We start from the raw sequence: 15,043 nt of genomic DNA, 5'->3' as shown, positions 1-15,043 counted from the left end.
GGGGGGAAATCCTCGAACATAGTCCTAAAGCTTTTTCAAATAATCTGCCAAGACCTCTGCTACAGCCTCAGCGGCCCCATTAGCTTCATCTAACGTATTTAATTGACTCCCAAACTCCAATAACAACCCGCCGTCAGAGAGATGCTGGTTATACCGGGCATCCGCTGCATAAGTAATATTGTGTATAAAAAGCCCAGGATACTTCTTTTCCCCCAAAGCTATAAGTTCTTTGGCTAACGCCTCGTTCTTCTGCCAGTGTGGGTTTTTCTTGCCAATAACCACCATAACCCGACTGATCTCACGACCGTTCACTTTAACCGTTGACTTAGAAAACCCGGGAGGAAGCCCATCCCGATGAACATCTATCAAAACCTTCAGAGCAAGATAATCTTTCGTCATTTGAGTAGCCGTTTTCACAGACTCCCCATAGGCTTTCATAAAATCGACAGCATCATGGATCTGTGTCGAATGGGCGGTTGCGACTCCATTCCGTTCAAGGGCTTTCTTTAAAGTTTCACCCACCGTTACCACATCTCCATTTTCTCCTTGCTGTCGTTCCGGACCTCCATTTCCTGCATAACTTTCACTATTATGCGTATTATAAATCCCTACTTTTACGTCTGCTGCCCTTGGAATCAAGGTCCCTTGAGGTTCATTCCCAGCGGAAATTTGAGGTTCGATGGGCTCAAGAATTGGACCTTCAAACTCTGGATCATTGGGATTATAGGCCCACCCCAACCAAACCGGCCCTTCCGGTGGATGCGAAAAATAACCCAAAAAAAAGGTACGCGGATCTGAGATATTGACACCCGTTAATAAAAACATACTGACCGCCATTCCTTGATGCCTAGCCAAATCTAAACGAGCGCGCTCAGGCTGAGAATAACCAGGTGCCCCTTCCAATAAAATTGCTTCGAAAGGAAATGCTTGTTGATTTAAAAAACGAACCAATTGAAGTGAACTCCCGCTACGTATGGCATAAGCTAAACCCAAAATTACCAAGAGGCTGGCAAACCCTAATATAAACCCACGCATCCACTCTTTAAGCGACCAAATTTTAAACTGTTTTTTTTGACGTTGATAAAAATCTTCCCGTAACAAAGGACTTGTCCCCCTTCCTCTTATAAAAGAATTATGAGGGGCAAGTCCACTGTAGAACAAACAATTGCATTTTCATCTAAAAACTATGGTAAATGCTCATGTCCTAACGTAGTGTCGTGGGAACAAAGCTATCCACAATCCCGATGACCAGCGAAGCTAATAAAGCGCCAATAATTGAAACACTCATGTACCCAGGAATAAGAAACTGACTAAGGTAAATTACTACTGCAGCCGTAATAAACCCAATTGAACCCCGTCCCATGCGTGAAATTTTGTTGTCTCCAAATACTCTTTCAATGACATAGCCGATTATCGCTATCACCGCAGCAGCGATCAAAGCTCCAGTAAACCCATTCACACGAAGTCCAGGAACAATCCAACTGACTAACAACAAAACTAACGCCGAAACAACAAACCGCACGATCATTCCTAACATAGTTTGCCCTCCAATCATTTATTAGCATTCTCGACAAAAGTGTTTCCTAGATACAAGGTTTAGTTTATACAATATCTGCACATTTATTAATATCATTTATTTCCTGTTTTTCCTTGATAATTTTGCGTGCTAATGTTAAAATGTAGTTTGTGTAACAATACATTGAATAACACAACCAAAGGGGGTGACTATTAGTGCCAAACATTAAATCCGCGATTAAGAGAGTTGAGCTGGCAAAAGTTCGCACGATTAAGAATGCTTCTGCGAAATCTTCTTTACGGACAATCATTCGTCGTTTCGAAGAATCAATTAGCACGGATTCCGAGACTGCAGCACTCGCTTTGAAAAAGGCAACTCGTGCTTTGGATAAAGCCTCCTCCAAGGGTTTGATTCATAAAAATCTTGCTGCTCGCAAGAAGTCCCGTCTAACGAGTAGATTCAGCAAGCACTTTACTAAAGTTAGCTAAAACATAAAGCTATAAAAAAGGAAAGCGACAGAACGTCGCTTTCTTTTTTTATTTAAGATTATACTTGCACCAACCTCGACCCAAGCCAAGAGGAAGTTCCTTAGCTTAGTGAGCACGATTAGTGGAATTGCGTCAATGAGCGCAGTCGATCAGGCGTTAAGAACCGCAACTGTTCACATGCAGAAAGCCCAGAAGTTTTGCGGTTTAGCCTGGGCGACAAGCGAATAGCAAATGGAACGTTGTGCGAACGTGCTAAGAAACTTCCTCTCCCCTAATCTCTGCAAAACTTAACAATCATCATTTCTAGCAATTGCCCCGGCTCTCCCCCGCCTGATTTCATCGCCAAATCCGTATTTTGGCACTCCTTTAACGCCTGAACTAATTTTGTTGGAGATAACCTGGCAGATTGCTGCCAAAGCTTTTGTGCTTCAAACGGCGAAATCCCTAACGCAGAAGGAGCCTCAGCCACGTTCCCGCCATGTTCCCGCAGGGCCATACACCCTAACAAAAGCCGAACTTGTCGAACCATTAACGTTAAAACCTTCAAAGGATGCTCTTTTCGCAACACCTCTTCAAGAGCCTCTAAAGCCTTGGCAGAAGATCGAACTGCCACAGCATCCAAGAGATCAAAGACAGAAGCTTCAAGCGTACGTGTTGTAATCTCTTTAATATCTTCCACTGTAATCGTTTTGCGCTCCCCAGTATAAACCACAAGCTTATCCAATTCTTGATTTAAAACACCCGTATGATGTCCTGCCCATTCTAGAAAAAAGGAAGAGACTTTAGTATCCATCGATTTTCCCCGAAGCTTTAATTCTGACTGAAGCCAAGCAAGCCAATCCGGCATTCGTTTGGGAGCGCAAAATTCCAAAATTTCTCCGACTCGCTCTAACCCCTTATAGAACTTTCTCCCTCTATGCACACTCTCGGCAATAAATAAGAGACACGTCGAAAGGTTTGGACTGGCAAAATAATCGAAGAACGGCTCCAAATCGTTCGTTTGTCCATCTTTAAAATAAGACACATCTTCTACAATAACCAGACGGTTAGCAAAAAAGGACATTGTATTGGCCAGTTCTACAATCTCCGCCGGAGTCATTTCGTTGGCATTAACTACCTCAATTCCGCTTCCAGAAGGATCCTTCATGAAATAGAACGACTTAAGAACCTTCAATCCCTCTTGAATCAAGTAACGGTCTTCCCCATACCACAAATAAATAGGTGAAATCTTCCCCTTGGCTACACTTTCCTTAATTCGTTCAATCTCACGCATTCAGATCCCCCCTCCCCTCATTTTATAAGAGACCAGCGAAAAAAGCCAGCACCCCCCTTTCAACAAAAAAAGTCCTCCACTGGTGTGGAGGAGCAAAAGAAAGAGGAGGAGAAAAGAGATGTTCCTTGTTATTGTTACCCAGTATTTCCTTTTTATACATTTATGGATCAATTTATGAAACTTTTTAGAGATTGCTCACACGCTCCAAATTTAATGGCCGGGAATAAACAATATTCCGCGTTCTCCTATTAAAAGTCGAAGGGTTCCATGCTCGTCCGTTCGAAATACCGGGACCTGACGATCCCCCCAATACTGTAATACTTCCTGCGAGGGGTGTCCAAACGAATTTTTCCCCACCGAGATCCATACAGCATAGGGACGAATACTATCCAGCCAAGGCCTATACAGAGAAAATCGACTCCCGTGATGTGGCTCCTTAAAAATATCCGTCTCCAAATTTTCACCCGTCTTGACGAGGTTTACCATCTCTTCTTGCTCCATATCCCCTGTTAACATGACACTTTTTCCTAAGTAATTTAGCTTGAGAACTAAAGAATTATTATTGGCATCCGAATGTGTCCCTTCAAGTATCTGATTGGGGCCCAAGACATCCAGCCAAGCCCCAGAATCAAGATCAATTCGGTCTCCTGCTTGAAGCATTCTTAGTCCCAAATCCTGATTAGCAGACTTTTCTGGAAGCCCCTCTTTCCATTCCTCATTATCTAATCGTTCTCCTACATCAGGAACCCCTACCCAATCAGTCGGAACATTAGCCAGCACCGTCCGTACTCCGCCAATATGATCCTGATGTTCATGAGTAATTAACAAAGCATTCAAATGCCGAATTCTATTAAGCAATAAATATGGAAGGACGATTCGTTCCCCTGCATCAAATCGATCATTGCGAGGACCAGCATCAATCAAGATAGCCTGTTTCCTGGGTGTCCGAATTAAAATAGCATCCCCTTGTCCCACATCGATCATCACGATTTCTAAATCATTTTGAAAATTCCAAGGACTCCAGAGGAAAAGAACCATTAGCAGCAATGCAACAATTTGGACGAATACCCTGTCTCTACTCAAGGGAGGAATGGTCTGTAGCACAAACCTCTGCTGCACCGCTTGAGGAATTTCCAGAGGAAATCGTACAAAAATCTTAGAAACTATCGTTTTAAACCCTCTTTTGAGAAAAAGTGACTTTCCCTTCAGCCAAAAGAGAGTTTTCTGTTTTCCCCACAAAAAGGTTCCAATTCCACCGTACCAGAAAAGTCCAAAGAGAAATCCGGGGTTTAGAACCCAAACATCCGCATAGGGTAAGTCTGCCAACACCTTTAAAAATCTATTCACACCGTCTAAAAGCCATAAACTCACCTGAAAGAACGGAGCAGACAACTCCCCCGTGAACGAGAGCAGCACCCCGATAAGTCCAACTTCCAGAACACTACCTATGGCGAAGAGAATAAAAATATTCGTAAGAAGTCCTATCAAGGATAAACGATGAAATGCAGTCATTAAAACTGGCAAGGTAGCCACTTGGGCAGCAAGAGTTCCTGCAATCGCAAAACGAATAAATTTAGGGACTTTTACAAGAAATTCTAGTTTAAGAATTCGAGGAGTTAATACCACAATGCCCCAGGTTGCCAAAAACGAAAGCTGAAAACCAACATCCTGAATAATTAAGGGGTTATGAATAAAAAGACCTACCCCGGCAAATAGCAACCAACGCAGCGTTGCTACTTTCCCCCGCCCTAAACGCCCCAGCAAAAATGCGATTCCCATAATCGTTGCTCTTACAATCGGAGCGTTCCCTCCACAGAGTGTAGCATAAAGCAAAAGTACCAAGATTGTTCCACTAATCCGAATTCCCTTTGGCACAAAGCCTAACAGTAGCCAAGACAGCCCTAGCACAAACGCAACATTGGAACCTGAAGCGGCAAAAACGTGGAGTACACCCGTCACTTTGTAACGTTCTTGAACCTCATCAGGAATCCGACTTGAATCACCGAAAAGAATTCCCTCTAATACCCCCACTTCCTCTGAATCGAAAGCCTGAAGACGATTTCGAACTTGCTGGCGAATCGTCCAACTTAAACTCGGCTCCCCGATAGCAAGAACCACAACATCCCCTTGAGCGCTTAAAGTTCCACTTAACCCCCGAACTCCATAGTAAAGACGACGGTCAAACCCCCCCGGTGTTCCCAGCGGCTTAGGCCGTTCTATATTTGCCCGGAAATTCACGTGATCCCCAGGCCGAATCCGCTCCCATTCTCCCGGTATATCCCCTGTTTTATTAGGATAAACCGTCAACCGATAGGTCTGTCCAATTAATTCTCCTTCCTCAACCCTTAGTATGCCAACAGCCATATCCTCATTGATAGTCCAGTCTTTAATCATCCCAACGATCTCAACGCGGTCTAAAATGAGAGGTTCAGGAAGTGTACGCTCGGCTAGAGCACCATACCCAAAGCCAAGCAAGAGACTTGCTCCGCACAAAAGTATTTCCGGACGAAATACTCGACCAAAAAATTCACGGGGCCGCCATAATATAAGGCGTACCCCAAAGAGCACAAGAATTCCAAAAACCAAAACCCGACTCTGTCCTGGAAGATAAGAACCGCAAATTCCTCCCAATAAGAGGGCAACTGTTCGACCAATCCAAGGATCTTTCATGGCCCAACCGTCACTTGCGAAGCCATTTTTTCATAAGTCTTGACCCCAATTCCAGAAACGTTTTCCAAATCCTCAGCCCGAGCAAAAGGTCCGTGCTCCGTACGATATTGAATAATCCGTTCCGCCAACGCAGGGCCGACTCCGGCTAACTTATCCAGTTCAGTTGCTCCAGCAGTATTGATATTAATTTTTCCATTTGTCGATGCTGAGCTAGCAGCCGTAGCTTGATTCGCCACAGGGATTGTATTCGTTGCATTCCCGCTTACAGCAGACCCCTGTGATGCGGGCAAGCTTTTATACGGCACAGACACCTTTTGTCCATCCTTTAGTTTTTCAGCAGGATTCATGCTTTCTAAATTAGCCTCTGACAAGGGCCGAACCTGTTTAAGCGCATCATCCAAACGAGCATCTGGTGCCAGATGAACAAGCCCGGGTTTTTCCACAGCTCCTGCAACATAAACCACAATCTCTCGATTTGAAACCGATTTTTGGAGAACCGCACTTGAATTATTCGGCAAAAAAAACTTCCATATCGCCAAAATAACAAGCCCAAAGAGCACAACCCACCAGGCATAGCGAAGCTTACTCTCCATTCCCAGTTCCCCCGTTCCTTAGTAGCGTCATTTATTTTGATTTCGCTTTATTCCTTCTTTTTCCTGCTGCGAGAAGAAGTTAATCCTGTCGAACAAAAGGGAACACAAGAAAGGGACGGTTCTTTGACTTGCATTTCAAGTCAAAAACCGCCCTGATCCATAAGTTAGCTATTATATTTTAGGAACTAATCCTTAAAAGTTAAATGTCCTTGATTACTTGTCGCTCTACTTTCCATCCAAAATATTTTCAGCTTGTTTAATAAGAAGATCAGGAACAACAACCACTCCACCTAACGCCCTAACCATAGGACGACTTCCTGCAGCCCGGAGTTTTTTGAGGTAAGCCTCAGTTGCAGGGGGAAGTGTCCCAAGAGTATGGTCAATCAGAAGAACCGGGTCGCCTGTCTTAGCCGCCAATGCACTTCCCGTAATCGCATCTTGATAGTTAAACCCATTGGCTAAATAAACCTTCTGAGGGCTAGTTGAAAACTGGTTAAGTATTACACCCGCTGTATCAAAACGATCATTTCCCGCAAGACGATTGACGATAGCAGTAGGCGCTAGCTCTTTAATTTGATCTTCAACAGACTGCGAAACAGCAGAAACTCCACCAACAATATATACGGTCGAAGGTTTATTATTTTTAATATAAGCTTTTGTTTTGTCTGCAAGATAATTCTGTCCAGCCAGAAGGGTTGGGTACTGTTTTGACCCTGCGAAGCTAGAAGCACTTAGAACGTCTGGAAAGCTCTCGCCCGAAATTACGAATACAGGTGTCCCTGGCTCTACGTTCGCTTTCTCCACCACTGCCATACCTGTATCATAACGGTCGAACCCGCTCAAACGCTCAATATTTTCATGTCCGACCTTGCGGAGTTCTGTTTCGAAGGATGTACCGATTACCCCTGTTCCTCCAATAATATAGAATTTTGTATCTGGATTTGAATGTGAAGCAATAAAGTCGAAAGCTTCTGATGATTCTTCTACGGTAGTTCCTACCAGTAAAATAGGAGCATTAAACTTTCTAGACAGGATACTGGACGATAATGCATCCGGGAAGCTAACGCCCGATGCTAAGATAATACTAGTACATTGACCGCCGTTACTGTACTCTTCGCCAATCGCTCTAGCTGTTTTGTAACCATCCTGCCCTGCCACACGTGCTGAGCGATTTGGAGTAAAGGTTTTTATTAAATCCATGTAATCAAAAGAGTTGTTTTGGTTTACTTCTGGAATCTGAATCTCTACTGGGGCATTGATATCAGAAGTAACCGTACTAAAGTTGACCATCAGATTCAAATTACCCTTTGCATCTGACGACGTACCTTGTTGTCCATTGAGGGTATTTATCAATTGCTCAATTTGAGCTAAGTCTACTTTCAGATCGATAGTCCCACTCTTTTTCACAACATACCCATTAACAATAGCATATTGTACCTCTATGCCTTGATCGCCTAAAATGGTAACCCCTTTTAATTGATCCATAACACCATTAAATTTATCGAGAGACGCTTGCTTGTTGACATTAAACTCCTCAAACGCTTGATCAAACTCACTGAGGGTTTTTACTTGTTCAGGAACTTGGCTAACTTCGAGTATGGAATCCATGAACTCCTTGACAAACAACATTGCCTCTTTGTCATTGGCAAAGTTATTGACCGTATAGCGGATAAAATCCTTTAATTGCGAATCATTAAGTTTAACTTCATAAAGCTGTGCTAACTTAGTGCCTTCGCTGGTAAGTAAATTCTGACTTCCCTTAGAGACTACCTTTATATCCGGATTAAAGCGTTTTGAAAAACTGGTGAGAAATTCAACTTGTTTTAGTTGCATACTCTTGCCTAAGGCAGCAAGCTTAGACATATCAAGATTACTTTGTCCAGAAGCAGCCATAGTATAGGGATTTAAAACCATATACTCCTTACTTGCAAACTGCGGTGGCAAAGATGCTGTGGCTATTTGAGGAAGTTTAACAATCTCTGTTACTTTTGGAGTGCTTGCAGCTAAATCCGAATCCACCCAAATAGGAATTGCGATATTCATCCCCTGCATCGCCAAGTTGATATCGACTTGAGATTTATTAATAGTTCTCTCCTCATTACCACTTGTTTTGACCTTTAGATCAAGTTTTGCATTATTCATAAACGCAGTGGCCATATCCACTTGTTGCTGGACAGCAGGCTCAAATCCTGAGCCGCTTAATTTAAAGGTCATCGTTGTCTGCTGTTGCAAAGACGTCACATTTTGCATTTTCAGGGCACCATCAAAAATGACCTGCTGATTTTCACTACACCCCGTTAAAACAAGTAAAAAACTTAGTAACGTCACAACCCAGGTTACTCTCTTCTTTGATCTCATATAGTTTCCTCCTCAGCTTCCAGAATAACATTGATTCTCCTCATCACTAATTTCTATAATTAATCTAGAATTCCTCTTTTTTACAAAGAAATTAATTTTATCTTCTATGAATCATCAAAGAGAGCTAACCCTGGAAAAACAGTTAAGGGATAGAATTCAAAAGAACCCTATCCCTCGGTCTAAAGTAACTAATATAAATCCCTATTACTTAACCACAATGTTAACCAGCTTACCCGGAACTGTAATAACCTTAACGATCGATTTTCCGCGAGTCCATTCGCTTGCAACAGGCAAAGCAAGAACGATCTTCTCCAATTCTGCCGTTGGGATTTCAGTCGGCACTTGAACTCTGTCACGGACTTTACCGTTCACCTGAAGAATAACAGTCACTTCATTTTGAACCAGTGCGGTCTCATCGACCTCTGGCCAGGATTGTTTATGAATACTCTCCGAATGCCCAATTTCCCGCCAAAGCTCTTCAGTTATATGCGGTGCAAAAGGAGCTAGAAGTATTAAAATTCTCTCCACAGCCTCACGTCCGACCTCAGCATCTGCCGTGGGTTGTTCTTTGTAAAGGTACAAAGCATTAACCCATTCCATAATAGTACTAATCGCCGTATTGAAATTGAAGCGCGTTCCCAAATCAGTGGTCACCCTTTGGGTAGCTAAGTGGGTGTGACGGCGCATCTTTTTGCCAGCTTCGTCCAGATCTCCCCATTCTTCACCCGCTTGCTTAGAGGAACCCGAAGCCAGACTTTTCTTAATCAGAGGCTCATACTGAGCCACTAAGCGCCATATGCGGTTAAAGAAACGATAACACCCTTCAACCCCTTGATCGCTCCACTCTAAATCTCTCTCAGGAGGCGCGGCAAACAGAATAAATAAACGAGCCGTATCCGCCCCATACTTACCAATGATCGCTTCAGGACTTACGATATTTCCTTTGGACTTTGACATTTTGGATCCATCCATACAAACCATCCCCTGCGTGAGCAAGTTCTGGAAGGGTTCATCCGCCTTTAAGTATCCAAAGTCCTTCAAGGCTTTGGTAAAGAAGCGTGCGTATAAAAGGTGAAGAATTGCATGTTCGACGCCCCCGACATACTGATCGACATTCATCCACTGATCCACCGCCGGTTTGGCAAAAGCTGCCTCCGTATTGCGAGGGTCAGTATAGCGCAAAAAGTACCAAGAAGAACAAGCAAACGTATCCATTGTATCTGTTTCACGCCGAGCAACTCCTCCACACTGTGGACAGGTTGTTTCAATAAACGACTTAGCCGTGGCCAACGGATTTTCCCCAGCTTTAAAAACAGTAATCGGCGGAAGCATGACTGGTAACTGTTCTTCCGGAACGGGTACTGTTCCACAAGCCTCACAATAAACCATCGGAATCGGTGCACCCCAATAACGTTGACGAGAAATGAGCCAGTCACGCAAGCGGAAATTAACCTTCCGTTGACCTAACCCCAAGCGCTCGGTTTCATCGGCAATTCGTTCCCAACCCTCATCACTGCTGAGACCATCGAACGAATCGGAATTAACCATAATTCCATCCCCGGTGTAAGCAGCTTCAAGTGGCTGATTCTTTGCATCAGATGGACTTTCAGTCGGCACAATGACCGTTTTAATTTCTAGCCCATACTTCGTAGCAAACACGAAATCTCGTTCATCATGGGCGGGCACACCCATAACAGCCCCCGTACCGTATTCGAGCAGAACATAGTTGGCAATCCAAATCGGCACTTTCTTCCCGCTTAACGGATTAAGACAATACGCGCCAATAAACAGCCCTTCCTTTTCAGCATCGGTAGACGTTCGTGCTATTTCATTAAGACCATTCATTTTTTCGATAAAAGCCAGTACATCCGCTTCATAGTCTGTCCCACCTACCAGGTCCAAGACAAGGGGATGCTCTGGGGCTAGGACCACATAGCTCACCCCATAAAGGGTATCGACCCGGGTAGTATACACCGGGATTTTCTCCGGTCGTGCCTCCAAAGGAAATTGGACTTCCACTCCCTCAGAACGCCCAATCCAATTGCGTTGCATGGTCTTTACCTTTTCAGGCCAACCCGGTAACTTGTCCAAATCCTGAAGTAAAACATCCGCATAATCCGTGATCTTAAAAAACCATTGCTCCAAATTTTTCTTGGTAACAAGGGTATCACAGCGTTCGCATCCCCCATCCACCACTTGTTCATTCGCAAGCACCGTGGCACAGGACGGACACCAATTTACGGCCGCCTTCTTCTTGTACACCAACCCATGTTTATAAAACTCTAAAAACATCCACTGAGTCCATTTATAATACCCTGGGTGACAAGTCGCAATTTCCCGGTCCCAATCATAGGAAATCCCCATCCCTTGAAGCTGACGCCTCATATTAGCAATGTTTTTCCAAGTCCAATCCGCCGGAGGAGTTTGATGCTTTATCGCTGCATTTTCTGCTGGCAAGCCAAAAGAATCCCACCCAATCGGGTGAAGGACATTGTATCCGTTCATCCGTTTGTAACGAGCAATCACGTCAGAGATTGAATAATTTCGCACATGTCCCATGTGCAAATCTCCTGAAGGATAAGGAAACATAGCCAAGGCATAGTACTTAGGCTTTGAGGAGTTTTCCTCTGTCTGATAGGCTTTGTCCTCCAACCATTGTTTCTGCCATTTTGATTCAATTTCAGAAAACGAATACTTCTCTTGCATAAAACTTCCTCCTTAGAAATAAGTATCCAGATCGAACTAATAAAATCGAACTAATAAAATAAATATAAAAATCTCCCGTCCCAAAGGGACGAGAGGCTAGCTCCCGTGATACCACCCAATTTATAAGTGCTTACACGATTTTAACGGTTCGCACCGATGTTCATTGTGACCTGAACACAGCTCCAGGGCGAGTTCCTGAAGTTCCCTATAGCGACTCGCACCTCCCGCCGCCTCTCTTTACAAGGGTTCTCCAGTATTACTCCCTATCCTAGCAATGACGTGTTTCTGAAACGATGGCTTCCGCATCTTTCCAGAGATGCTCAAGCTTATAAAATTCACGTTGGTCAGGGGTCATCACATGAATCACCAAATCACCGCCACAATCCATCAAAACCCATTTGGCAGCCGGTAAACCTTCAAGATGAATAACCGGAATACCGATTTCAGGTAACTTTTCTTCTAGATGATTTGTGATTGCTTTGACCTGCGTGGTGGTATTCCCCGTAACAATCAAGCAATAATCAGAAACCATTGAAATTTTTCGGAGATCCAAAAGGGAAATATCTCCCCCCTTTTTATCTTCAACAATACTAACCACTTCTCCAAGCTTTTTAAGATCCAGTTCCAATAGATTGCCTCCTTTGTAAATCATCATAGGTTAATTGAGTTAAGGGATGAATAGGGCGTTTGCTTTCCCTTAAATATATCAAAGTGTGTTCAACACAGGCTAACGTACCCTTTTCTAAATCATCATACAAGGATTGGCGCAAAATGTCCACTTTTGGAAAATCACGGCTGGATTCCGTTAGATCTGCACTATAGATTAGCATCTCTAAGCGACACATCCCCGGTCTCCCCAAGGTATGATTCGCAACAGCCGCTATGACTTCAACATCTTTTAATCCATAGTAATGCTCTAACCAATAGGCCGCCACAGGACCATGCAAAACATATGGACTTTGTTCATCTTCAGGATAATGAAGCAACTTCCATCGACGCGCAAATCTTAATTGATTATTTAAAGGAATTTCTTTCGCCAAATCATGGGCCAACCCAGCACATCGAGCCTTAACAGGATCCAACCCATGATGTCGGGCCAATTCCTCCGCCCACTCTGCAACCTTTAATGTATGCTCCAGGCGTTCTGCTGAAAGAACACGAGTTGCCAAATCCGACAACTCTTTAATCTGTAAAATCACGTATCTCCCGCTCTCCTTTTATCTCTTCTCTATATTATTTCTAAATATTATATCAATTAATCAATCCTATGCAAACAGAATAAAAAAGGGATCCTGACCATCCGTCAGAATCCCTACCCAATCTAATGATTCAAATTCTATTTATTGTGGGTCTTCACCAGGAACTTTTCAACCTTACCATTGATATCAATACAGGTCCATTCAATTTCTTTTTCTCGTACCTTGGGAATAAGTCTAGCTGGATAATACCCCAATTGATACGGAATCCTAGTTTCAAGAGCCCCGAACTTGCAGGCCTTTACACAAGCCATGCAATCCCAGCAATCTCTTTTAGCCCGGCAAAACGCTTTCTTTTCCTCATTTAATTCCATTAGATCTCCTGGACATATTTCTTCACATTTTCCGCACCCTTGGCATTTATCTAGATTTACGACTGGTGGCATCTCGTCACCCTCCTTCTTAAGCTTTTAAGCGGTCCCCTGAGATAATTTGTTCATAAGGGCGAGTAAACATTTCTACATCGTCGGTTTCGGAGTTATAACGGGAGTTTACAAAGCAATCAAATTTTTGATCGTTCTTTTCCGGAAAATCGGCACGGGTTTGCCAACCAGCCCATCTGGTTTCTTCACGGTACATCAGGTGGTGCACCAGTACCTGAGCTACGTCTAATCGGTCTATGACTTCATGAGCATCCATCAACTCATGAAGATCGGCCGTGATCAGGTATTTAACTTGATCCTTCAAAATTTTGAGGTTGCGCAGGGCATATTCGAGACCTTCTTTATTCATTCTGAAAAATTGGTGCACTCCCCCGGCATATTCATCCATCAGACGCTGCAGCCTTTCTTCCATTTCTCGAGGTGTAACACCGTCACCTACGGTAATATGGCGGAAACCAGGTGCAAAAATTCTATCCTTCTCTTTAGAAATTTGCTCTTCATTAAGGATGCCCAGCTCTACACTAGCTACATAGTCAACGGCAGCCCTAGCAGACAAGAGCCCCTCAGCGGCACAACCACCCACAAATTTATTGGGTGTGCCACCCGCCACATCCCCACAAGCATATAATCCGGGTAAGGTGGTAGCTCTTTTGACATCGACCCAATAACCACTAGCTGTATGTCCGCCTACAATGTAAGGGTCAGAGCCATAAATTTCGATGGGTTCCTTACTTATATCCTGTGCTCGGCTAGCTTGAAATAAGACATAACTGGGGCGCTCGTTTAGATAATCGCATTTCATGTCATGGATTTGGTCGGAAGTCATATGGGTGGTATCCACATAGCAGGGACCACGACCCTCACGCCACTCATCCATCGGCGCGTTAGCCCGGATATAACGGGGAGCGGCATCTCCACCTAGGTGAGCGTAACGTGTTTTTAGAATTTGCTCGCCCTTGCAGTTAATCATCGGTGTTTTATAACCTACTGAAATAGTATCGATGGGGCCATTAAAATCTTTGGTTCGGGTGGCACACCAGCGCATTTCAAAGGTTGTCATTTCAGCACCCTGACGAATACCAATCGCAAAACCAGTCCCTACATTAAAGGGGGCATACCAGAGCTGGTGGTGACTGTCGTTTCCATCGTTTTGATACGGCTTATACAAACCAGCTGCACCGCCGGTGGCTATAATGGTGGCCTTAGCCCGAATGATATACACCTTACCGTCTCTCACACCAAAACCAATAGCACCAATGACTTTATTCCCCTCCATCAGGTAATTAGTCGCTACTACACGGTTTATAATTTCGCAGCCAGTTTCACGAGTTTTTTCCGCCAAAATGACCTTCATCTCGGAACCACTGATCGTGATATCCCATTTACCCCTGGTTTTATATTCCTCGCCGTCTTCTTCATATTTAATAGGCATACCCCACTCTTCCCATTCTTCGATAGGCTTGTTTAAAACCTCAGCCATCGAAATGGTCAAATCTTCCCGGAGCAGACCACCGGCCTGAGAACGGCTCCAACGGACAAAATCCTCGATAGTACGATCCTTTTTAATATAGGTGTTAATCGCATCCATACCACCTGCTAGGCATCCGCTGCGGTCAATATGTGCTTTCTCCATTAAAGTAACTTTCAAATCAGGGTTGAGACGCTTGGCTTCAATGGCCGCGAAACAACCGGCATTTCCTGCTCCGATAATCAAAATATCGGTATCGATGCGGATCTCTTCAATTTTATCAAAGGATTGGGGCAAACTTGCTCTTGACATAAATTTTTCCTCCCTTTAGG

12 protein-coding genes and 1 other annotated feature are annotated in these 15,043 nt (G+C 43.8%); of the genes, 1 reads left to right on the top strand and 11 read right to left on the bottom strand.

Going from position 1 to position 15,043, the window contains the following annotated elements:
* Positions 1-24: 24 nt before the first annotated feature.
* Together UF75_RS00955 and UF75_RS00950 are read right to left on the bottom strand one after the other, a co-directional pair.
* The gene (locus UF75_RS00955) at positions 25-1,101 is read right to left on the bottom strand and encodes a stage II sporulation protein P (RefSeq protein WP_045572730.1); all 1,077 of its coding nucleotides are present in this window, start codon (positions 1,099-1,101) and stop codon (positions 25-27) included.
* Positions 1,102-1,204: 103 nt separating this feature from the next.
* Positions 1,205-1,537, bottom strand: a complete 333-nt coding sequence (locus UF75_RS00950) for a phage holin family protein (protein WP_045572729.1) — start codon at positions 1,535-1,537, stop codon at positions 1,205-1,207.
* A gap of 194 nt (positions 1,538-1,731) precedes the next feature.
* On the opposite strand from UF75_RS00950, the gene rpsT reads away from it, so the two are divergent.
* A complete protein-coding gene (rpsT, locus tag UF75_RS00945; RefSeq protein WP_045572728.1) occupies positions 1,732-2,004 on the top strand; it encodes a 30S ribosomal protein S20 in 273 nt (90 codons plus the stop codon).
* A 271-nt stretch (positions 2,005-2,275) separates the two neighbouring features.
* On the opposite strand, the gene holA is transcribed toward rpsT, so the two are convergent.
* From holA to UF75_RS00900, 9 genes are all read right to left on the bottom strand, one after another.
* Positions 2,276-3,277, bottom strand: coding sequence for a DNA polymerase III subunit delta (holA, locus tag UF75_RS00940; protein ID WP_045572727.1), 1,002 nt, complete (start codon positions 3,275-3,277; stop codon positions 2,276-2,278).
* A gap of 210 nt (positions 3,278-3,487) precedes the next feature.
* Complete coding sequence (locus UF75_RS00935; protein ID WP_045572726.1) at positions 3,488-5,947, bottom strand: DNA internalization-related competence protein ComEC/Rec2; 2,460 nt, start codon at positions 5,945-5,947, stop codon at positions 3,488-3,490.
* A complete protein-coding gene (locus UF75_RS00930; RefSeq protein ID WP_045572725.1) occupies positions 5,944-6,540 on the bottom strand; it encodes a helix-hairpin-helix domain-containing protein in 597 nt (198 codons plus the stop codon). The genes UF75_RS00935 and UF75_RS00930 overlap by 4 nt, the downstream gene beginning before the upstream one ends.
* 225 nt (positions 6,541-6,765) lie before the next feature.
* Complete coding sequence (locus UF75_RS00925; protein ID WP_045572724.1) at positions 6,766-8,898, bottom strand: cell wall-binding repeat-containing protein; 2,133 nt, start codon at positions 8,896-8,898, stop codon at positions 6,766-6,768.
* Between the two features lie 204 nt (positions 8,899-9,102).
* Positions 9,103-11,604 (bottom strand): leucine--tRNA ligase, encoded by a 2,502-nt coding sequence (leuS, locus tag UF75_RS00920; RefSeq protein WP_045572723.1) that lies wholly within the window; start codon positions 11,602-11,604, stop codon positions 9,103-9,105.
* A gap of 81 nt (positions 11,605-11,685) precedes the next feature.
* Positions 11,686-11,883: a binding site (T-box leader), on the bottom strand.
* Complete coding sequence (rsfS, locus tag UF75_RS00915) at positions 11,873-12,232, bottom strand: ribosome silencing factor (RefSeq protein ID WP_197079289.1); 360 nt, start codon at positions 12,230-12,232, stop codon at positions 11,873-11,875. It overlaps the preceding feature by 11 nt.
* Positions 12,216-12,803, bottom strand: coding sequence for a bis(5'-nucleosyl)-tetraphosphatase (symmetrical) YqeK (gene yqeK, locus UF75_RS00910; RefSeq protein ID WP_045572722.1), 588 nt, complete (start codon positions 12,801-12,803; stop codon positions 12,216-12,218). The genes rsfS and yqeK overlap by 17 nt, the downstream gene beginning before the upstream one ends.
* A 137-nt stretch (positions 12,804-12,940) precedes the next feature.
* A complete protein-coding gene (locus UF75_RS00905; protein WP_045572721.1) occupies positions 12,941-13,246 on the bottom strand; it encodes a 4Fe-4S binding protein in 306 nt (101 codons plus the stop codon).
* Between the two features lie 16 nt (positions 13,247-13,262).
* Entirely contained in the window at positions 13,263-15,023 is a 1,761-nt protein-coding gene (locus UF75_RS00900) for an adenylyl-sulfate reductase subunit alpha (RefSeq protein ID WP_045572720.1), read from the bottom strand.
* Positions 15,024-15,043: the final 20 nt, after the last annotated feature.

The sequence above is a fragment of the Desulfosporosinus sp. I2 genome (assembly GCF_000960765.1).
GTDB lineage: Bacteria > Bacillota > Desulfitobacteriia > Desulfitobacteriales > Desulfitobacteriaceae > Desulfosporosinus.
Note: the sequence above shows the minus strand (reverse complement) of the source record. Positions and strands in the feature narration are given on the sequence as shown.

Coding starts and splice junctions, on each gene's coding strand:
- UF75_RS00950 (WP_045572729.1), bottom strand. CDS start 1,537: ATGTTAGGAATGATCGTGCGGTTTGTTGTTTCGGCGTTAGTTTTGTTG.
- holA (WP_045572727.1), bottom strand. CDS start 3,277: ATGCGTGAGATTGAACGAATTAAGGAAAGTGTAGCCAAGGGGAAGATT.
- UF75_RS00935 (WP_045572726.1), bottom strand. CDS start 5,947: ATGAAAGATCCTTGGATTGGTCGAACAGTTGCCCTCTTATTGGGAGGA.
- UF75_RS00930 (WP_045572725.1), bottom strand. CDS start 6,540: ATGGAGAGTAAGCTTCGCTATGCCTGGTGGGTTGTGCTCTTTGGGCTT.
- UF75_RS00925 (WP_045572724.1), bottom strand. CDS start 8,898: ATGAGATCAAAGAAGAGAGTAACCTGGGTTGTGACGTTACTAAGTTTT.
- leuS (WP_045572723.1), bottom strand. CDS start 11,604: ATGCAAGAGAAGTATTCGTTTTCTGAAATTGAATCAAAATGGCAGAAA.
- UF75_RS00905 (WP_045572721.1), bottom strand. CDS start 13,246: ATGCCACCAGTCGTAAATCTAGATAAATGCCAAGGGTGCGGAAAATGT.
- UF75_RS00900 (WP_045572720.1), bottom strand. CDS start 15,023: ATGTCAAGAGCAAGTTTGCCCCAATCCTTTGATAAAATTGAAGAGATC.